Here is a 19,006-nt window from a genome sequence, read left to right as displayed (position 1 = left end):
CCCTTTGTTACGATCCCTAACAGTTGATGATTGCTACTAATCTTGAACCGATTAGCAGCCTATGCCATAGGCAGGACCTATCAGAATTTCTTAGGGGGCAAAATATGGCTCAGGCAACAGGCCTCATGTCAGGCAAGCGCGGCGTCATCATGGGCGTTGCCAACAATCGTTCGATTGCGTGGGGTATTGCCAAGGCTATTCATGCACAGGGCGGCGAAATCGCATTTACCTACCAGGGTGATGCACTGAAGAAGCGCGTCGAGCCCCTGGTTGCAGAGGTAAACGGCGTTCTTGCCGGACATTGCGATGTCAGCGACGAGTCGACCATCGATGCCGTCTTCGACCACGTCGAAAAGCTGTGGGGCAAGATCGACTTCATCGTTCACGCGATCGGCTTTTCGGACAAGGACGAGTTGACCGGCCGCTATGTCGATACCTCGGCCGACAACTTCGCCAAGACCATGCAGATCTCCGTCTATTCCTTCACCTCGGTGGCGCGTCGCGCCGAGAGGCTGATGACGGATGGCGGCTCCATGCTGACTCTGACCTATTACGGCGCCGAGAAGGTCATGCCGAACTACAACGTAATGGGCGTTGCCAAGGCGGCGCTGGAAGCCAGCGTGAAGTACCTGGCGGTCGACCTCGGACCGAAGAACATTCGCGTCAACGCCGTCTCCGCCGGCCCGATCAAGACGCTTGCAGCTTCCGGCATCGGCGACTTCCGCTACATTCTGAAGTGGAACGAATACAATGCGCCGCTGCGTCGGACGGTGACGATCGAAGAGGTCGGCGATGTCGGCCTATATCTGCTTTCGGATCTTTCTCGCTCGGTCACCGGCGAAGTCCACCATGCCGACAGCGGCTATCACGTCGTCGGCATGAAGGCGGTAGACGCACCGGACATTTCCGTCATAAAGGACTGATCGCACTCCTTTGCTGCGTCGTGCTCGCGACCCCTTCTTCGCGACAGCGATTGAGGGGTTGCGTGCCGTAAACGGAGCCGATCATTGCTTATCTACGTCGTCAGACACGGCCAGACAGACTGGAACGCCGAACGCCGCCTGCAAGGGCAGAAGGACATCCCGCTCAATGCCATCGGCAGAGCGCAGGCGTGGCAGAATGGTATCGACCTCGCAGAAATCCTGAAAGTCGAGGCAATCCCCTTTGACTTCGTCGCGAGCCCGCTCGCGCGAACCCGCGCCACGATGGAGATCATGCGCGAGGCGATGGGTCTTCCGTCGAAAGATTATCGAACCGACGAGCGCCTAGTGGAGGTTTCCTTCGGCGCTTGGGAAGGTTTCACGATCAAGGAATTAAAGGCAACGGCCCGGGACCGCATCACCGAGCGTAATCTCAACAAATGGGATTTCATTCCGCCAGGAGACGACGCGGAGAGCTACGAAATCATGTCCTGGCGCGTGGCGTCCTGGTTGAATTCCGTCGACAAGCCTACGGTTTGCGTGACTCATGGCGGCGTCATACGCAGTCTTTTCAGGACCATTGCGGCCTTACCGAAGGACGAAGCGGCAGAGGGCGAGATTCCGCAGGACCGGATCCTTAAGATTGATCGGGACAACGGGTCGATCGGCTGGATCTAGTTCCGATTACTGAACGACATCGAGATCGTTGATGACGCGCTTGCCGTCGACCTCGGTATAGAAGACGATAACCTTGACGCCCGCCTTCAGCCCCTCGAAATTGAACTCTTCCGGCGCTTGGTAGGTTTTTCCGTCATCCAGAGTGAGGCTGAGATTGGTCATATCGACCTTCTTGATCGTCGCCTCGACGTCCGCGCTTTCAGCAAATCCGCCGATCGGCGACAAGAAACTCGCTGTGGCCAAAAGCGTAGCTACTACGAAGCGCATGGCGGACTTCCCTCGAAAACGCGACTCGATAACCCAACTGCGCACAGATAACCCCCCGAATATGGCGAAATTTGCCCGGAAGAATGATCTTCCGCGTCCAATTAATGAATAGTACTTTAACAATAACCGCATGCATTCGTTAATTATTTTCCCCGTATGTCCGCCTTTCTGGCAAAGAGGATTTCCGGGAAATCGTAAATTAACCGCCCCTATCTAAAGTCTCCCTCGAACATGGGAGACTGGGTTTTGCTATTCCGCCACAAAGACAGCAACACGTTGCGGCGCGTCTTCAGGAATACACGCCTTGCCCTCCTAGTCTCCGGCCTCGTTGCTATTGTCGTCGTGATCGTCGGCTTTGGGCTCGACCGCGCCAATACTGCCGCTCATCTGCGCGAACTGACGATCCGGACGGAAAACGAGGTGAGTCTGATTCGTGCGCGCATCAGCGCGCAGACCAACATGGACATTACCGTCGTACGCGACTTGGCCAACATGGTTGCGGTCAATTCCAGCGTAAATGCCGAGGAGATGGAGCGGCAGATCAACTGGCTGCTCATCCAGAATCCCCACTTCCTGGATATCGCCATCGCGCCGAACTTTATCGTCGGCAATGTCTTTCCCTCGCAAGCGGGTAAAGGTCGCATCGGCAAGGATGTCCGCGAGGTCCTCCTCGCCCGTCAAGCGGTGACGCGCGCCAGCGCCGAGCAGGCGCGTTTCTATGGACCGATTGCCGCCAGCGACGGCAAGGAAGCTTTCGGAATCTTCTTTCCCGTCTTCGTGAAGGAGAATGGGCAACGCCGTATCTGGGGCGCAGTCGAGGTTATGATCGACGCGAACATGTTCTATCAGAACACCGGATTGAAGCCCGCGCACAACAGTGAGAATCAGGAGAAATATCCGCACCTCGACCATCTCTCGATTGCGGTTCGCGACCTCGCTCTTGCGGACTCGGCCCTACCCTTTTTCGGCTCACCGGATTTGCGTGACAAGCGGCCGATGACGCGAAAGATCGCCTTTGCCGGCGGGCGCTGGGAAATTGCCGCGGCTCCGAAGACCGGTTGGAACGCGATTCCGGAAAACCAGTCGACGCTTCGGCTGATTATCGCTGCCGCAGGCTGCATCACCATCGTCCCAGTCTTCTTCGCGACCTTGCTGCTCGGCGAGCGAAACCGCAACATCGTCCAACTCAAGGTGCGCGAAGCTACGCTGCTCAAGCTGTCGCAGCGCCTCAATCTGGCATTGGAGTCGTCGAACATCGGCATATGGGAGCTGCACGACCACGGCGAAACGCTCTTCTGGGATGCCCGGGCCGCAGCGCTCCACGGGAAGCCGGCAGAAGATGGCAGTCACTCGCTGGAAGACTGGCTTGCCGCGATCGTTGCCGAAGACCGGCACCTCGCGGAGGTCCATTTCTTCAACTACCACGTCGCCGGTTCAGCCTACGAGACACAATACCGCGTCATCGCCGAGGACGGCAGCGTCCGACACCTGCGGTCGATCGGCTCCTTCTACACGGACGCGGCCGGCGACGACAAAACGGTCGGGATCGTCTGGGACGTCACCACCGACGCGGAAGCGGCCGAAACCCTGCGTAAGGCAAAGGATGTCAGCGACGTCAAGAATGCCGAACTGGAGATGGCGCTGGACGAACTGTCGCGGCGCGAGGCTGAACTCGCCGAACTCTCAGGTAAGCTGGACCTGGCCCTCGACACCTATCAGTGCGGGATATGGGAGGCGACGCTCGGTGATGAAGGCTCGATCTGGGACGACCGGATGCACGAGCTCTATGGCCTGAAGCCAAGGGTCGGCTTCATGACCGAACCGGTCTGGCTTTCCTGCATTCTGCCGGAGGACCAGGCACTGGCTCGCGAAAGCGCGCGTCATTTCAAGCACCTTGGTGACACTCATACCCTGATCTGTCGGGTTCCCGTCGAGGACGGCGCGATGCGTTACGTCCGCTCCACTGGCAAGGTGCATAAGACCTCAGGCGGCAAACTGAAGATTATCGGCGTTGCCTTCGACATCACCGAGGATGCGCTGATGACGGTGCAGCTCAAGGCCGCCAAGGACGAGGCGATCGCCAAGAACATCGAACTCGAGATCGCCAAGAACCGCATCGAGCACAATTCGCTGCACGACCCGCTGACGGCGCTTGCCAACCGCCGCAAGCTTGATATCGCGCTTGAAAGGCTGACCCTCGACGGGCGGAGCGAGCGGCAGAAATTCGCCATCCTCCACATCGACCTCGACAGGTTCAAGGAGATCAACGACACGCTTGGCCATGCCGCAGGCGACGCAATGCTGATCCATGCATCGCGGGTACTGTCGAGGAACCTACGCCAAGACGACCTCGTGGCGCGTATCGGCGGCGATGAGTTCGTGATCCTGGCGCACAACGCCAGCGATACGGATATGTCTGCCCTTGCAGGCCGGATCATCGAGCAGATGCGCCAGCCGATCGACTTCGAGGGCTTTGCCTGCCGCTGCGGCGTCTCCATCGGCATCGCGCTCGCCAATGGCGTGCACGTCGATGCACGCAAGGTGCTGATCAATGCCGACATCGCCCTTTACCGCGCCAAGAGCCAGGGCCGGAACCGCTACGAGTTCTTCAATCACAATCTCCAGGCCGACATCATCAACAACAAGCGCCTGGCCGACGAGATCCTTGCCGGCATCGAGAACGGCGAGTTTATCGCCTGGTATCAGCCGCAGTTCTCGGCGCGCACGATGCAACTCACCGGCGTCGAAGCCCTGGTTCGCTGGCAGCATCCTTCCCGCGGATTGTTGACGCCGGACAAGTTCCTGAAGGTCGCCGACGAGATCAACGTCGTCCAGACGCTCGACCGCATCGTGCTCGACACCGCGCTGAAGGACAAGATGCGTTGGGCGGCACGGGGTGTGACCATTCCGAAGATTTCGGTCAACGTTTCAGCGCGACGGCTGCATGACGAAATGCTCGCAGAATCGCTGAGTGGCCTGCAGATCCGCCCCGGCGAACTCTCCTTTGAACTGGTCGAGTCGATCTTCCTCGACGAAAGCGAGGATGTAGCCGCGCATAACCTCGAGCGGATCAAGACGCTCGGGGTCGACATCGAAATCGACGATTTCGGAACGGGTCACACGTCGATTGTCAGCCTCCTCAAGCTGAAGCCGAAGCGGCTGAAGATCGACCGGCAGCTGGTTCAGCCGATCATGAATTCGCCGCAGGAGCGCGCGCTGGTCAGCTCGATCATCGACATCGCCCGCTCGCTCGGCGTCGAAACGGTGGCCGAGGGCGTCGAAACGGCAGCGCATGCCACCCTCCTTGACGAACTCGGCTGTGACCTCCTGCAGGGCTATGCCTTCTCCCGCCCGCTGTCCTTCGAGGATTTCACGGAGATGGCAATCGAAAGCTCCTGGCGCATCGCCTCCTGAGGCCATCGTTCACAATCCGCGGAAACACCATTTCCTTTCGTTGGCGATTTGGAGCAAAGAAAGGCTTTTGCCGCCGCGTTTTTTTGGCCTATGAGTGTCGCGCATTTTCAGATGAAGGACGCCGCCGGTGACGATCGGTTGGCGTGATCCGGTCGGGACACATGTCGCACAATACATTCGGTCATCTCTTCCGCGTAACCACCTGGGGCGAAAGCCACGGCCCGGCGCTCGGCTGCGTCGTTGACGGCTGCCCCCCCGGTCTGCGCTTCAAGCTCGAGGATATTCAGGTCTGGCTCGACAAGCGAAAGCCCGGCCAGTCGCGCTTTGTAACGCAGCGTCGCGAGGCCGATCTGGTCAAGATTCTGTCCGGGGTCATGCTGGACGCCGACGGCGAGACGATGATTTCGACCGGTACGCCGATCTCGATGATGATCGAGAACACCGACCAGCGTTCCAAGGATTACGGTGAGATCTCACGGCAATATCGGCCCGGCCATGCCGACTACACCTACGATGTGAAATACGGCATCCGCGACTATCGCGGCGGCGGCCGTTCCTCGGCCCGCGAAACGGCGGCGCGCGTGGCGGCTGGCGGCATTGCCCGTCTTGTTGTGCCTGAGGTCAAGGTGCGCGGCGCCTTGGTGCAGATCGGCAAGCACAAGATCAACCGCCAGAACTGGGATTGGGACCAGGTCGACCAGAATCCGTTCTTTGCACCTGATGCCGCGATCGTTCCCGTCTGGGAAGAATATCTCGACGGTATCCGCAAGAACGGCTCCTCGATCGGCGCCGTCGTCGAAGTCGTGGCCGAAGGCGTGCCGGCGGGCCTCGGCGCCCCCATCTATGGCAAGCTTGACCAGGACATCGCCTCGCTGCTGATGTCGATCAATGCCGTCAAGGGTGTCGAGATTGGCAACGGCTTCGAAGCCGCCGAGATTACCGGCGAGGAAAACGCCGACGAGATGCGCATGGGCAATGACGGCAAGCCCTTGTTCCTGTCGAACAAGGCGGGCGGCATCCTCGGCGGCATTTCGACTGGCCAGCCGGTTATCGCGCGCTTCGCCATCAAGCCAACCTCGTCGATCCTGACCGAGCGCCAGTCGATCGATGCCGACGGCAACAATGTTAATATCCGCACCAAGGGACGGCATGATCCGTGCGTCGGCATCCGCGCCGTGCCGATCGGCGAGGCGATGGTCGCCTGCGCCATCGCCGACCATTACCTCCGTGACCGCGGCCAGACCGGCCGACTGAAATAGGAAATACAGACATGCCTTACGATCAGAAGCGCGTCGTCGATGCGATCCGGGCCTTCGAGGCCGGCGAAATCGTCGTGGTGATGGATGACAACGACCGCGAGAACGAAGGCGACCTGATCGTCGCGGCCGTTCACTGTACCGCGGAGAAGATGGCGTTCATCGTCCGTCACACCTCCGGCATCGTCTGCACACCGATGCCGAAGGAGGAGGCCCGCCGGCTCAACCTGAATGCGATGGTTGCCGAAAACGACTCGGCGCACACGACGGCGTTCACCGTTTCTGTCGATTTCAAGCACGGCACGACGACCGGCATTTCCGCCGACGACCGGACGCTGACCGTTCGCAACCTCGCCAATCCCAATGTCGGCGCCGCCGACTTCGTGCGCCCGGGTCACATCTTCCCGCTCGTTGCGCGGGAAGGCGGAGTGCTTATGCGCTCGGGCCACACGGAAGCTGCTGTCGATCTCTGCAAGCTCGCCGGCCTTCCGCCGATCGGCGTGATCTGCGAACTCGTTAACGATGACGGGACCGTCACGCGCGGGCAGCAGGTCGTCGAATTCGCTGAAACGCATAGCCTGAAGCTGGTGTCCGTTGCCGACCTGATCGCTTACCGCCAGCGCAAGGAAACGCTGATCGAACTCGGCCAGAGCTTCGACATCGAAACACCCTTCGGCAAGGCCAAGGCGCATACCTATTCGCTGCCTTGGGATACGATGCAGCACCTCGCCGTCGTTTTCGGCGACATCCGCGACGGCATCGACATTCCGGTGCGCCTGCACCCTGAGAATGTCGCCGAGGACCTTTTCGGCAAGCGCCGTCCCGTCGACCACTACATGAAGAAGATTGCCGAGGAAGGTCGCGGGATCATCGTCTACCTGCGGGAAGGCTCCGTCGGCGTCGGTCATTCGGACAGTGGTCGCAAGGCACGCAGCCAGGGACGCGAGGCACACGTCGAGGCACAGGTGCGCGACAGCGAGTGGCTGGAAATCGGTCTCGGCGCACAGATCCTCAAGGACCTCGGCGTATCGTCGATCCGGCTCCTGACGAGCCGCGAGCGGCACTATGTCGGTCTCGAAGGCTTCGGCATCAAGATTTCGAAGACAGAGATCTACTAAGCCCGCCATCCGTCGAGATAGGCGACCTTCTCGACGCCGGAGAACCGCGCGATGCGTTGCAACTCGGCGTCGAGCCGGTCCAGGCGACCGGTCGAGGGGCGCACGCCCGGCTCCAGCCATAGGCGCTTGACGTCGAGGCTCCCGCCTCTGCCATCTGCTTTCATGTCGATGCGGCCGATCAGCTTGTCGCCTTCAAGCAGCGGGAAGACATAGTAGCCGCATGCCCGCTTCGGCTCGGCACGAAAACCTCGATGCGATAGAGGCGGCCGCCTGCTTCACGCTCAGGCGGCGATGCGCTTGAAGCGACCGCTGACGTTCTCGATATAGTACTTTCCCGGCGATTGGGCGGTGACCATCGCGATGACCTCGGCTTCCGCCACGCCCTCGAACTGCCGCTCTTCGCCGTTGCTCAGACAGACGCGAAGCCGGCCATCCTCCTGGCTGAAATAGACCGCATCGATCAGCGTTGACTTCACTGCCAACGGCTCCATCTTCGCCTGCCGTCCGGCCCGTGTGACGATCGTGGCGGCGCGCGCATCGCGCCGCTTGCGCAGTAAGGCCCTCACTTCACGGCGAAGGCTGTTCAGTGCCGCCAATGCGGCGAATTTGATGGCTCGTGTTTTCATGCAGCCATCCTACGCAGGCGGCTCTTAAAGAGTTCAAGACAAGCATGGTAAAGCGCGCATCAACATTAATTCTTTGTCATTACGACGCAATTTCCTAAAATATAGACTATCGATGAGCGCCGCTCAGCCTTGCCAACCATCCATTAGGACGACCTGTTCAACGCCAGTGAATTTGGCCAGTCGGTCAAGTTCGGCGAGAAGCTTTTCGATCCGCCCGGCCGACGGGCGTACGCCCGGTTCCAGCCACAGACGCTTGACGTCGAGGCTTCCGCCTTTGCGATCGGCCTTCATGTCGATGCGGCCGATCAGCTTGTCGCCTTCAAGCAGCGGGAAGACATAGTATCCGTATTCCCGCTTCGGCTCGGGCACGAAAACCTCGATGCGATAGAAGAAACCGAAGAGCCGTTCGGTGCGATTGCGGTCGCGGATCATCGGATCGAAGGGGCTGAGCACGCGCACGCGCGGCGGTGCGCCGGGATAGTCCTGCATGCTCGTAAGCAGGTCGGGGACGGCCCAGGAGGGGCGCGGCTTTCCGCCAAGCGCCGGCTCGATCAGGACTTCGATCAACTCGTCGCGATGCGCGTTGACCCAGGCTTTCGCTTCATCGGGCGACAACAGATCCCAGAAGGCGGCGATTTCGCCATGCGTGGCAAAGCCCAGTCGGGTCAGCGCGCTGCGGCAGGCCCAGTCGACAAACTCCTCGTAGGTGACTTCCGGCTCGTGAAACTCAGGCGGAATGACGCGTTCGACGAGATCATAGATTTTCTGGAAGTTCGAGCGTCCGGCGATGGCGAACTTGCCGGTGCGCCAGAAATATTCCAGCGCCGTCTTGTTGGGATGCCAATTCCACCAGCCGCCGGAAACATGCCCGTCCGCCTTGATCTCGCGCGCCATGATGGCGCCGTCACGAGTGACGCGCTCAAATGTCTCGTCGAAGGCGTGTTCGAACCCCTCCCCCTGCCATTTTCGCCAGCGCTCGCCGATTACCTCTTCCTCGTGGCGGAACTTGTGTTTCCAGTATCGGAAGAAGGCGCTCGGCAGGATCGAGGCGTCGTGCGTCCAGTGCTCGAAGAGCGAGCCGTCCTTCTCCAGTAGCGCCGTCAGATGCTCGCGTTTGTAAGTCTGGTTGCGGGAAAACAGGATCTGGTGATGGGCTCGCTCCACCGTCTGGATGCTGTCCACCTGCACGAAGCCGAGTTCGTGGATGAGCTCCAGCAGGCCGGCCTTCGTCAGCGCCTTGTTCGGCGGCGCGCTCAGGCCTTGCTTGGCGAGGAATATGCGGCGGGCATCGGAATTCGAAATGAGATTCGTCATGTGCACATCATAGAACGGAAAATGTTCCTAGCCACCCGTTAAGTTAGGACGATCATCAGGTAGGAGCGGCCGGCATTCATTGCGAGATTTTGAGCTTTCAAAGCGCGAAATTCGTTATAGAACGGCCTCTCAATTCACGAGGGACCAGGTGGATATCCGTTTCGAAGGCGCAGGGGTCAGCTATGGTGCGCGCGTAGCGCTGGCGCCCGTGACGCTGCAGCTCACAGAAAAGCGCATCGGCATCATCGGCCTCAACGGCTCGGGCAAGACGACCTTTGCGCGCCTCATCAACGGCCTGACCAAGCCGAGCATCGGGCGGGTGATCGTCAACGGTCGCGACACGGCCGACGCCAAGGCCGTTCTCACCGATGTCGGTTTCATCTTCCAGTCGCCGCAAAACCAGATCATCCTGCCGGTCGTGCGCGACGACATCGCCTTCGGTCTGAAGTGCCGCGGCTACAAGCCGGCGGAAATTACGGCGAAGGTGGAGGCGGTCCTGCAGCGTTTCAGCGCGGCCCGTCTTGCCGACCGCCGAGCGCACGAGCTCTCGGGCGGAGAGCTGCAACTTGCCGCCCTTTGCTCCGTGCTCGCAACCGGGCCCGATATTCTCATCCTGGACGAGCCGACCAATCAGCTGGACCTCAAAAACCGCAGCCTCGTGCAAAGGCTGGTGGAAAGCCTTCCGGAGAGCGCGATCGTCATCAGCCACGATCTGGAATTGGTCGCGGATTACGAGCGCGTACTGGTTTTCCATGAGGGCATTCTCGTCGCCGACGCGCCGGCCGGAGAGGCGATCCGCCGCTACAGGGAGATCGCAAGCCGATGAAGTCGCTTTTCGTCGAAGGCAACAGCGCCATGCATCGGGTTTCGGCCCGTGCCAAGCTGCTTGTTCTTGCGGCCCTCGGCGTCATGCTCTTCCTTACGGCGAACTTCCTGTTGCTTGCCCTTGGAGTGCTCGCGACGGCCGGGATCTACTTCAGCATCGGCCTTCCGGCGCGATCCGCGCTTGCGCGACTGAAGCCGGTCTTCCTGACGATCCTCATCGTGGCGTTGTTCAGCCTGGCCTTCAATCCCTGGCATATCGCCGTCGTCGCCCTGCTCCGTCTCACGGCATTGATGCTGTTTGCCGCTGCCGTGACTGCAACAACTGCTATTGCGCAATTCATCGACGAAATTACCCTGCTGTCCAGGCCACTGGAGCGGCTCGGACTTCTTCGGGCCGACGATGTCGGGCTGGCTGTCGGGCTCGTCGTCCGCTTTGTTCCCGAGATTCTCGATCGTTATCGTGCCATCCGCGAGGCGCACGCGGCGCGCGGTATCAAGGTGCGGCCGACAACCGTGCTCGTGCCATTGATCATTCTGACGCTGAGGGATGCGGATAACATTGCTGCGGCAATTGACGCGCGCGGCGTTCGGCGGCATGTCAATTGAGAACTCGCTAACAGGAGCCCTGCATGAGCACTCGCGACCTCGTTCTCTCCGCCCTCTTTGCGGCCATCATCGTCGCGCTCGGCATTCTGCCGCCGATCACGCTCGGCTTCATACCGGTGCCGATTACGGCGCAGTCGCTCGGCGTCATGATGGCGGGTGTCGTGCTCGGCGCGCGCCGCGGCACGATCGCGGTCCTGATCGTTCTCGTGCTTGTCGCGATCGGCCTTCCTGTGCTTTCCGGCGGTCGTGGCGGACTTGCTGCCTTTGCCGCACCGACCACCGGCTTTCTCATCGGCTGGGTGCTGGCAGCCTTCGTCACCGGTTATCTCAGCGAACGGCTGGTCAAATCCGAACAGTCTGCGTTGGTGCAGACGGTCGGCTTCTTCTTCGCCGCGATGATCGGCGGCATCGTGGTTCTCTACGCCTGCGGCATCGTCTATCTGGCGTTCGCCGCCCAGCTTGGCCTCTCCAAGGCGTTCCTCGGCTCAATGGCATTTATCCCCGGCGACGTCGTCAAGGCCTTCGTTGCGGCACTTGTCGGCCGCGCGGTCATGGTCGGCTATCCCCTCCTGCCGGTGCGCAGCTAATCGACGAAACCATAAAGCCAGTCACGCGTGTCTTCGGGAAGCGGGACTGGCGAACGATCGTCGCGCGAGCGCGCCTGCCAGATAATTTCGACCTCGGCGGAGCGCTCGTCGCCGATATCGGCCGAAATGATGAAGCCGACCGAACGCATGCCGATCTTGTCGACCGACGCCGTGAACACGACCCGCTCATCGTAATGCAGCGGCCGATGGAGGATACAGGTCACCTTGCTGGCGATATAAAGCGGCTCATTCGCCAGTTGCGGCCTCGACGACCAGAAGGTCGCCAGCACCGACTCGGCATAGGAAATGTAGGAGCCCAAGAAAACCTGGCCGTTCATGTCGACGTCGCGGAACGGCACATTCATCTCAACGGTACGCGTGACCTCGTTCATTGATCTTTCTGCCAATTCTCCCCTCCCTAAAGACTAGCCGCGGGGCCGGACGAAGTAAACGCAGGACTGGCCCCATGACCAAGGCGCGCGGTTGTTGAAATTGCCGCGCCGAGCCCCATCTGCTGTGGATCATGACGGGACGGAAAGATAGAGTGACACCATGAGCACCCGCCTTTACGAGCACCCGATCTTCCTGGAACACGTCACGCCCGCCGGCCATCCCGAACGGTCCGACCGTCTGCGGGCGATCAACGTGGCGCTGGAACATCCGAACTTCGCAGGTCTTGACCGCAAGCGCGCACCGCAGGCCGCCGAAGAAGCCGTTCTGCTCGCCCATCCCGAAGAGCACCTGCTGTCAGTGCTGCGCCAGGTGCCCGAAGAGGATGGCGAGATCAATCAGCTCGAGGCCGATACTTACGCCAGCCGAAAGAGCTTCGAAGCGGCACTGACGGGGATCGGCGGCGCGATGGCCGCGGTCGATGATGTGTTTACCGGCAAGGCCGATAACGTCTTCGTTGCGGCCCGCCCGCCGGGCCATCATGCCGAAAAATCAACGGCAATGGGCTTCTGCTTCTTCAACAATGCCGCGATCGCCGCCCGCCATGCCCAGAAAGCGCACGGTGCGGAGCGTGTGGCGATCGTCGACTGGGACGTGCATCACGGCAACGGCACGCAGGACATCTTCTGGGACGATCCCTCCGTGCTCTTCTGCTCGACGCACCAGATGCCGCTTTACCCCGGCACCGGCGCGAAGGAGGAAAGCGGCAAGCACGGTACCATCGTCAACGCGCCGCTGTCTCCGAATGTCGGCAGCGATCACTTCCGCGAAGCGTTCAAATCACGGGTGTTGCCTGCGCTCGTTGATTTTCGCCCAGACCTGATCATCATCTCCGCCGGCTTCGATGCGCATCACCGCGATCCCTTGGCGCAGATCAATCTCGTCGGCGAGGATTTCGACTGGGCAACCGGGCGGTTGCTCGAGGTCGCCGACAAAAGTGCCGCAAACCGGGTCGTCAGCCTGCTGGAAGGCGGCTATGATCTCGAAGGCCTCGCCGAGTCGGCTGGCCTGCATATTCTTAGAATGATGAAGGGTTGAGTATGACTGACAGCGCCAAGCCGGACGTTTCCGGTCTTTCCTTCGAGAAGGCGGTTGCCGAGCTCGAAAGCATCGTGGCCCGGCTCGAACGCGGCGACGTGGCGCTGGACGAATCCATCGAGATCTACGAGCGCGGCGAAGCGCTGAAGAAGCACTGCGAAACGCTGCTTTCGGCCGCCGAAAACCGCATCGAAAAGATCCGCCTTGACCGATCTGGCAGGCCGCAGGGCGTCGAGCCGCTGGACGGGGCATAAGCAAGAGTTTTGCCGAAATCGTCGTCGTGATGAACAGAGCGTCGCCTCCTGGCGATCAAGTTTTCCTAGTCCGCCATCGGTAATCGGTCTAGCCTAGGCACAACGCTCATCGGAGACGCTTTGATGTCCTTTTTCCCCGGTAAAGATCCCCTGCCCGGCGATGCTTTCGCCTGCGATGCGATCGAGAACCTCATAATCCCCCGCACCAGCGATATTGGCGGCTTCGAGGTGCGGCGAGCGCTGCCGACGCGGCAGCGGCGGCTGGTAGGGCCGTTCATCTTCTTCGACCGCATGGGGCCGGCGATCCTGAAGCCGAACGAGGCGCTGGATGTGCGGCCGCATCCGCATATCGGGCTTTCGACGGTGACCTATCTCTTCGACGGCGAGATCCGGCATCGGGACAGCCTCGGCACCGAGAAGGTCATTCGCCCCGGGGACATCAACCTGATGACGGCAGGGCGCGGCATCGTCCATTCGGAGCGCACGCCCGATAATTTGCGCGGCCATCCGCTGCTGATGTCGGGCCTGCAGACCTGGCTCGCACTGCCGGATGACAGGGAGGAGATCGATCCCTCCTTTGCGCATACCGAAAAGAGCGACATGCCTGTGATCGACGAACGCGGCGTGCGCGGGCGTGTCGTCATCGGATCGTTCGAGGGGATGTCTTCACCGGTGAAGGTGTTTTCCGACACGCTCTATGCCGATATCAGCCTTGAACCGGGTGTGAAGTTTCCCTTCGCGGCGGGACACGAGGAGCGGGCGGCATACGTACTGTCAGGCGAAGTCGTGATATCGGGCGATAGGTTTGCAGCCGATCAGCTGCTCGTCTTCCGCCCCGGCGATGCGATCACTCTCGAAGCTGGCAGAGAGGGCTGTCACCTGATGCTGTTCGGCGGAGCGGCGCTGAACTCGAAGCGGTATATCTGGTGGAACTTCGTTTCCTCGTCGAAAGAGCGCATCGAAAAGGCCAAGGAAGAGTGGCGGACCGGCAAGTTCGACATCGTACCGGGGGACGAAGAAGAATTCATACCTTTGCCGGAAGGCTGATCTCCTTTAGAAAGGAGTTTCGGCCATTCTTGAAATCGACTTTTTTCACCGCAATTTATGGCTTAAAGGCATCCTGCCCAAGAAAGACAAGAAAGAGCGCCCGCCCGTGACACAATCGCCGAAGACGCCGCTGCTGGATAAGGTTCCCTATCCGGCCGACCTCCGAAAGCTTGACGATCGCGACCTGCCGCAGCTTGCGCGCGAGGTTCGCGATGAAATGATCGATGCGGTGTCGCGCACCGGCGGTCATCTCGGTGCAGGACTCGGCGTGGTGGAACTGACGATTGCGATCCACAGCGTCTTCAACACGCCTGAAGATCGGCTGATCTTCGACGTCGGGCACCAGTGCTATCCGCACAAGATCCTCACCGGTCGCCGTGACCGTATCCGGACGTTGCGCCAAGAAGGCGGCCTCTCCGGTTTCACGCGCCGCGCGGAAAGCGAATACGATCCCTTCGGTGCTGCTCACTCCTCCACGTCCATCTCCGCCGGCCTCGGCATGGCGGTTGCCTCCGACCTCGACAAGACCGACCGCCGGGTGATTGCCGTGATCGGCGACGGCGCGTTGTCGGCCGGCATGGCCTACGAAGCATTGAACAATGCTGGCGCGCTCGACGCCCGCCTGATCGTCATCCTCAACGACAACGACATGTCGATTGCGCCGCCGACCGGCGCGATGAGCGCCTATCTCGCGCGCCTTGCTTCCGGCCGCACCTACATGGGCTTCCGCGATTTCGGCAAGAAGCTGACGGCCTATCTCGGCAAGAATGTCGACCGCGCCATCACTCGCGCCGTGGAGCATGCCCGGGGCTATGTGACCGGGGGGACAATGTTCGAGGAGATGGGTTTCTATCATATCGGGCCGATCGACGGTCACTCGTTCGAGCACCTGCTGCCGGTGTTGCGCAATGTGCGCGACAATGCCAACGGCCCCGTGCTGATCCATGTGGTGACGCAGAAGGGCAAGGGCTACGCGCCCGCCGAGGCGGCAGCCGACAAGTATCACGGCGTCAACAAGTTCGACGTCATCACCGGCGCGCAGGCGAAGGTGAAGCCGAATGCGCCGAGCTACACGAGCGTATTCGCCGAAGCGCTGGTGCAGGAAGCGGAGCACGACGACAAGATCGTCGGCATTACCGCCGCCATGCCGAACGGGACTGGCCTTGACAAGCTCGCAAGCGTCTTCCCGTCGCGATGTTTCGATGTCGGGATTGCCGAGCAGCATGCGGTGACATTTGCCGCCGGTCTAGCCGCCGAGGGCTTCAAGCCGTTTGCCGCGCTTTACTCGACGTTCCTGCAGCGCGCCTATGACCAGGTGGTGCACGACGTCGCGATCCAGGGCCTTCCGGTTCGCTTCCCGATCGATCGCGCCGGTTTCGTCGGCGCCGACGGCCCGACGCATGCAGGCTCGTTCGATACGACGTTCCTCGCCACCCTCCCCGGCTTCGTGGTGATGGCGGCCGCCGATGAGGCTGAGCTGAAGCATATGGTGCGAACGGCGGCAGCCTATGATGCCGGTCCGATCTCCTTCCGATATCCGCGCGGCGAAGGCGTCGGCATAGAAATGCCCGTCCGTGGTGAAATCCTGCAGATCGGCAAGGGCCGCGTCGTCAAGGAAGGCGCGAAAGTGGCGCTGCTCTCGTTCGGCACCCGCCTCGCTGACTGTCTGCTTGCTGCCGAGGACCTTGACGCAGCCGGGCTTTCGACGACGGTTGCCGATGCGCGATTCGCCAAGCCGCTGGATCATGATCTGATCCGCCAGTTGGCACGCCACCACGAAATCCTGATCACCGTCGAAGAGGGAGCGGTCGGCGGCTTCGGCAGCCAAGTCATGCAGTTCCTGGCCATGGACGGCCTGCTCGACAATGGCCTGAAGATCCGCTCGCTTGTCATGCCCGATATCTGGGTGGAACAGGCAAAGCCGGAAGTGATGAACGCCCATGCCGGCCTCGATCGCGCGGGCATCGTTTCGACCGTGTTCAAGGCGCTTGGCCGGCCCGCCGCATTTGGCGTCGGCGCTGCCGGATAGTTCAATCTCATCGCGTTAGATGGAGACGGCCCTGGAGACGGGGCCGTCTTTTTTGTTTGGCGAAAGGCCGACGGAAGTGTCGATGAACCGCTGCCATCCGGCTGCCAGCGACGCCTCTCCAACAAAAGGCTTGCAACTAACGGCTTTGCCGGTCATGGACAGCCGATGTCCGATCAAAACACACAACGCCTCGACCAGTTGCTCGTCAGCCTTGGTCTTTTCGCCAGCCGTTCCCGAGCGCGGGATGCGGTGCAACGCGGCACCGTGAAGGTCGGAGGCAAGATCGTGACGAAAGCAGGTGCGCTGTTTGGCGAGGATGCCCCAATCGAAATCGACGATCCGGCGCAGGACTATGTGTCCCGTGCGGCGCTGAAGCTCGCCGCAGCGCTCGATCACTTCAAGCTCGACCCGTCAGGACATCACTGTCTCGATGTCGGCGCATCAACCGGTGGCTTCACCGAAGTGCTGCTGGCCCAAGGGGCAACCCATGTCACCGCGATCGACGTCGGCCATGGCCAGATGCATCCGCGCATCTCGAGTGATCCCCGCGTGACGAACATCGAAGGCCTCAACGCCCGCAACCTGACGGCGGAGAATATCGGCCATCCGCTCACCTTTATCGTGTCGGACGTCTCCTTCATCTCGCTGAAGCTGGCGCTTGCCCCTGCTCTTGAGATCGCGGAAGCTGGGGCTTGCGCGGCTCTCCTCGTCAAGCCGCAGTTCGAGGCCGGGCGCGAGGCGATCGGCAAGGGGGGGCTTCTCAAGGACCCGTCATCGGCGCCCGATGTCGCGGCCGAACTCGAGCGCTGGTTCGTCGAGGATATGGGCTGGAAGAGCCTTGGCCTCATCCCCTCACCCATTGCCGGCGGCGACGGTAATCAGGAATTTCTACTCGCAGGGACAAAGCCGTGAGCACGCAAACTGTTACGATCGAAAAGCTGGGCGCCCAGGGCGATGGCATCGTGCACGCGGATGGCGGGCCGGTCTATGTGCCCTTCACCCTGCCCGGCGAAACCGTCGCCATCGCGCGCGTCAAGAACCACGGCACGGTGATGTCGATCTCCGATCCATCGGCCGATCGCCAGGCTCCTCCTTGCCGGCATTTCGGACCGGACGGAGTGAACGGCACCTGCGGCGGCTGCAGCCTCCAGCACATGAACGATCCTGCCTATCGCAGCTTCAAGCGTCAGCTTGTCGTCGACGCGCTGAAATCGAAGGGACTGACGGCTGACGTTGCCGACCTCGTCGTCGCTCATCCCGGCGAACGGCGGCGTGTCGTCTTCGCCGCACGGCGGACCGAGAAGGACATGCTTATCGGCTTCAATCAGGCCGAAAGCCACCACATCGTCGCCATCGAGGAATGTCCCATCTCGTCGGCGGGCATCATGGCCAGGCTGCCGGCGATCAAGGCGATTGGTGCAGCACTTGCCAATAGCGCCGAAGCGTTCCGCATCACCGTGTTGGAGACCCTGTCGGGTCTTGATCTCGCGGTCGACGGCATCAAGAAACTCTCGGATCAGCAGCGCCGCAAGGCGATCGAGACGGTGCTTTCCCTTCGCGGCATCGCCCGCGTCTCGCTCAACGACGAAATCCTCGTCGAACCATCGAAGCCGATCGTCGATTTCGGCGGCGTCAATGTCGTTCCGCCGCCCGGCAGCTTCACGCAGGCGACCAAGCAGGCGGAAGACGCAATGGCGGAATTGGTTCTGGCGCATGTCGGCAAGGCGAAACGCATCGCCGATCTTTTCGCAGGCGCCGGCACCTTCTCGCTTCGCCTTGCCCGCGTCGGCCGGGTTCATGCGGTCGAGAGCGAGGACAAGCCGCTGGCGGCGCTCGATCACGCTGCTCGCAACACGCAGGGTCTGAAGCCGGTCAGCGTCGAAAGGCGAGACCTCTTCCGCCGGCCGCTGATGACATCCGAGCTGAAGGTCTACGACGCCGTGGTCTTCGATCCGCCGCGCGCCGGCGCCGAGTTTCAGTGCAAGGAACTCGCGCGCTCGACGGTCAAGAAAATCGCCGCCGTCAGCTGCAATCCGGTGACGCTCGCCCGGGATCTCGCCCTGCTCGTCGAGGGTGGCTATCGCATCACCGGTGTGACCCCGATCGACCAGTTCCTGTGGACATCGCACGTCGAGGTCGTGGCGACGCTGGAGAAGTAGCGGCGCGAAATCGGCATAGGGGGCGATCATATTTGATCGCTCCCCTGCCACACCACCCGGCATGCGGGTCCGCACCGGGCGGTTCGAGGGATTGAGGTTATGCGAGTCTGGGCATTCCGAGTTGGTCGGCCCATCTGATGGTGAGAACGGCGTTGATGAGCTTGCCGCTGTTGCGCCACCAGCGGCGGGCGTTTGCCGCCACCTGTAGGGCCACATCGGGTTTTGCCCCCCGAACCGTCAGTTCCCGGAAGATAGTCCTGCTGTGCTTCCATTGCTTGAGCTGGATAGCCCTCAAACGGTGACGCATCCATTCGTCCAGCCTTTGCCAGACCCGAGATGTTTGCGCCAGCCGGAAGTAGGCTTTCCATCCGCACACGAAGATACGCAGCCGTTCTGCCACCGCTTTCAGGGATCGACC

19 protein-coding genes and 1 pseudogene are annotated in these 19,006 nt (G+C 61.2%); 14 read left to right on the top strand and 6 right to left on the bottom strand.

Translation table 11 applies throughout. The annotated features are described in order from the left end of the window. Positions 1 to 104: 104 nt before the first annotated feature. Positions 105 to 923: an enoyl-ACP reductase FabI gene (gene fabI, locus C934_RS0123215; RefSeq protein WP_025661091.1), complete on the top strand. Its 819-nt coding sequence runs from the start codon at positions 105 to 107 to the stop codon at positions 921 to 923. Between the two features lie 84 nt (positions 924 to 1,007). Further along, positions 1,008 to 1,598, top strand: a complete 591-nt coding sequence (locus C934_RS0123210) for a histidine phosphatase family protein (protein WP_018858982.1) — start codon at positions 1,008 to 1,010, stop codon at positions 1,596 to 1,598. Between the two features lie 6 nt (positions 1,599 to 1,604). Here C934_RS0123210 and C934_RS0123205 read toward each other — a convergent pair whose 3' ends face one another. Continuing rightward, positions 1,605 to 1,865 carry a DUF1344 domain-containing protein gene (locus tag C934_RS0123205; RefSeq protein ID WP_018858981.1) on the bottom strand — a complete coding sequence of 87 codons (261 nt, stop codon included), beginning with the start codon at positions 1,863 to 1,865 and terminating at the stop codon, positions 1,605 to 1,607. Between the two features lie 246 nt (positions 1,866 to 2,111). Here C934_RS0123205 and C934_RS0123200 point away from each other — a divergent pair, with 246 nt between their 5' ends. The 3 genes from C934_RS0123200 to ribB all read left to right on the top strand — a co-directional run bounded on the left by C934_RS0123200 (position 2,112) and on the right by ribB (position 7,653). Further along, complete coding sequence (locus tag C934_RS0123200; protein WP_018858980.1) at positions 2,112 to 5,279, top strand: bifunctional diguanylate cyclase/phosphodiesterase; 3,168 nt, start codon at positions 2,112 to 2,114, stop codon at positions 5,277 to 5,279. A gap of 161 nt (positions 5,280 to 5,440) precedes the next feature. After that, positions 5,441 to 6,538 carry a chorismate synthase gene (gene aroC / locus C934_RS0123195; protein WP_018858979.1) on the top strand — a complete coding sequence of 366 codons (1,098 nt, stop codon included), beginning with the start codon at positions 5,441 to 5,443 and terminating at the stop codon, positions 6,536 to 6,538. Between the two features lie 11 nt (positions 6,539 to 6,549). Further along, positions 6,550 to 7,653, top strand: coding sequence for a 3,4-dihydroxy-2-butanone-4-phosphate synthase (gene ribB / locus C934_RS0123190; protein WP_018858978.1), 1,104 nt, complete (start codon positions 6,550 to 6,552; stop codon positions 7,651 to 7,653). Here ribB and C934_RS33985 read toward each other — a convergent pair. From C934_RS33985 to C934_RS0123175, 3 genes and pseudogenes are all read right to left on the bottom strand, one after another. Beyond that, positions 7,650 to 7,921 (bottom strand): annotated as a pseudogene (locus tag C934_RS33985) (DNA glycosylase AlkZ-like family protein); the annotation flags it as partial. The gene ribB and the pseudogene C934_RS33985 overlap by 4 nt on opposite strands. A 13-nt stretch (positions 7,922 to 7,934) precedes the next feature. Continuing rightward, complete coding sequence (locus tag C934_RS36490) at positions 7,935 to 8,279, bottom strand: KTSC domain-containing protein (protein ID WP_018858976.1); 345 nt, start codon at positions 8,277 to 8,279, stop codon at positions 7,935 to 7,937. 123 nt (positions 8,280 to 8,402) lie between these two features. Then, positions 8,403 to 9,593: a winged helix-turn-helix domain-containing protein gene (locus tag C934_RS0123175; RefSeq protein ID WP_018858975.1), complete on the bottom strand. Its 1,191-nt coding sequence runs from the start codon at positions 9,591 to 9,593 to the stop codon at positions 8,403 to 8,405. 148 nt (positions 9,594 to 9,741) lie between these two features. Between C934_RS0123175 and C934_RS0123170 the strand changes: the two genes are divergently transcribed. The 3 genes from C934_RS0123170 to C934_RS0123160 are packed head-to-tail and all read left to right on the top strand — an operon-like array spanning position 9,742 to position 11,611. Next, positions 9,742 to 10,419 (top strand): energy-coupling factor ABC transporter ATP-binding protein, encoded by a 678-nt coding sequence (locus C934_RS0123170; RefSeq protein WP_018858974.1) that lies wholly within the window; start codon positions 9,742 to 9,744, stop codon positions 10,417 to 10,419. Next, entirely contained in the window at positions 10,416 to 11,024 is a 609-nt protein-coding gene (locus tag C934_RS0123165; RefSeq protein ID WP_018858973.1) for an energy-coupling factor transporter transmembrane component T family protein, read from the top strand. Before C934_RS0123170 ends, C934_RS0123165 begins: the two co-directional genes overlap by 4 nt. A gap of 23 nt (positions 11,025 to 11,047) precedes the next feature. After that, positions 11,048 to 11,611, top strand: coding sequence for a biotin transporter BioY (locus C934_RS0123160; RefSeq protein WP_018858972.1), 564 nt, complete (start codon positions 11,048 to 11,050; stop codon positions 11,609 to 11,611). Here C934_RS0123160 and C934_RS0123155 read toward each other — a convergent pair. Further along, positions 11,608 to 12,003: an acyl-CoA thioesterase gene (locus tag C934_RS0123155; RefSeq protein ID WP_018858971.1), complete on the bottom strand. Its 396-nt coding sequence runs from the start codon at positions 12,001 to 12,003 to the stop codon at positions 11,608 to 11,610. The two genes, C934_RS0123160 and C934_RS0123155, sit on opposite strands and share 4 nt — an antisense overlap. Positions 12,004 to 12,163: 160 nt before the next feature. On the opposite strand from C934_RS0123155, the gene C934_RS0123150 reads away from it, so the two are divergent. The 6 genes from C934_RS0123150 (at position 12,164) to C934_RS0123120 (ending at position 18,588) form a co-directional block, all read left to right on the top strand. Next, the gene (locus tag C934_RS0123150; RefSeq protein WP_018858970.1) at positions 12,164 to 13,099 is read left to right on the top strand and encodes a histone deacetylase family protein; all 936 of its coding nucleotides are present in this window, start codon (positions 12,164 to 12,166) and stop codon (positions 13,097 to 13,099) included. Between the two features lie 2 nt (positions 13,100 to 13,101). Next, complete coding sequence (locus C934_RS0123145; protein WP_018858969.1) at positions 13,102 to 13,353, top strand: exodeoxyribonuclease VII small subunit; 252 nt, start codon at positions 13,102 to 13,104, stop codon at positions 13,351 to 13,353. A 123-nt stretch (positions 13,354 to 13,476) separates the two neighbouring features. Then, positions 13,477 to 14,400, top strand: coding sequence for a pirin family protein (locus tag C934_RS0123140; protein WP_018858968.1), 924 nt, complete (start codon positions 13,477 to 13,479; stop codon positions 14,398 to 14,400). Positions 14,401 to 14,506: 106 nt separating this feature from the next. Next, positions 14,507 to 16,429: a 1-deoxy-D-xylulose-5-phosphate synthase gene (gene dxs / locus C934_RS0123135; RefSeq protein WP_018858967.1), complete on the top strand. Its 1,923-nt coding sequence runs from the start codon at positions 14,507 to 14,509 to the stop codon at positions 16,427 to 16,429. 165 nt (positions 16,430 to 16,594) lie between these two features. Further along, positions 16,595 to 17,341 (top strand): TlyA family RNA methyltransferase, encoded by a 747-nt coding sequence (locus C934_RS0123125; protein WP_018858965.1) that lies wholly within the window; start codon positions 16,595 to 16,597, stop codon positions 17,339 to 17,341. Next, complete coding sequence (locus C934_RS0123120) at positions 17,338 to 18,588, top strand: class I SAM-dependent RNA methyltransferase (protein WP_018858964.1); 1,251 nt, start codon at positions 17,338 to 17,340, stop codon at positions 18,586 to 18,588. Before C934_RS0123125 ends, C934_RS0123120 begins: the two co-directional genes overlap by 4 nt. Before the next feature lie 97 nt (positions 18,589 to 18,685). Here C934_RS0123120 and C934_RS32405 read toward each other — a convergent pair. Beyond that, positions 18,686 to 19,006, bottom strand: a 321-nt coding sequence (locus C934_RS32405) for a group II intron maturase-specific domain-containing protein (RefSeq protein ID WP_018858963.1), incomplete at its 5' end; no start/stop codon positions are given.

Source organism: Rhizobium sp. 42MFCr.1, assembly GCF_000377185.1.
In the GTDB taxonomy this organism is placed as follows: Bacteria; Pseudomonadota; Alphaproteobacteria; order Rhizobiales; family Rhizobiaceae; genus Rhizobium; species Rhizobium altiplani.
Note: the sequence above shows the minus strand (reverse complement) of the source record. Positions and strands in the feature narration are given on the sequence as shown.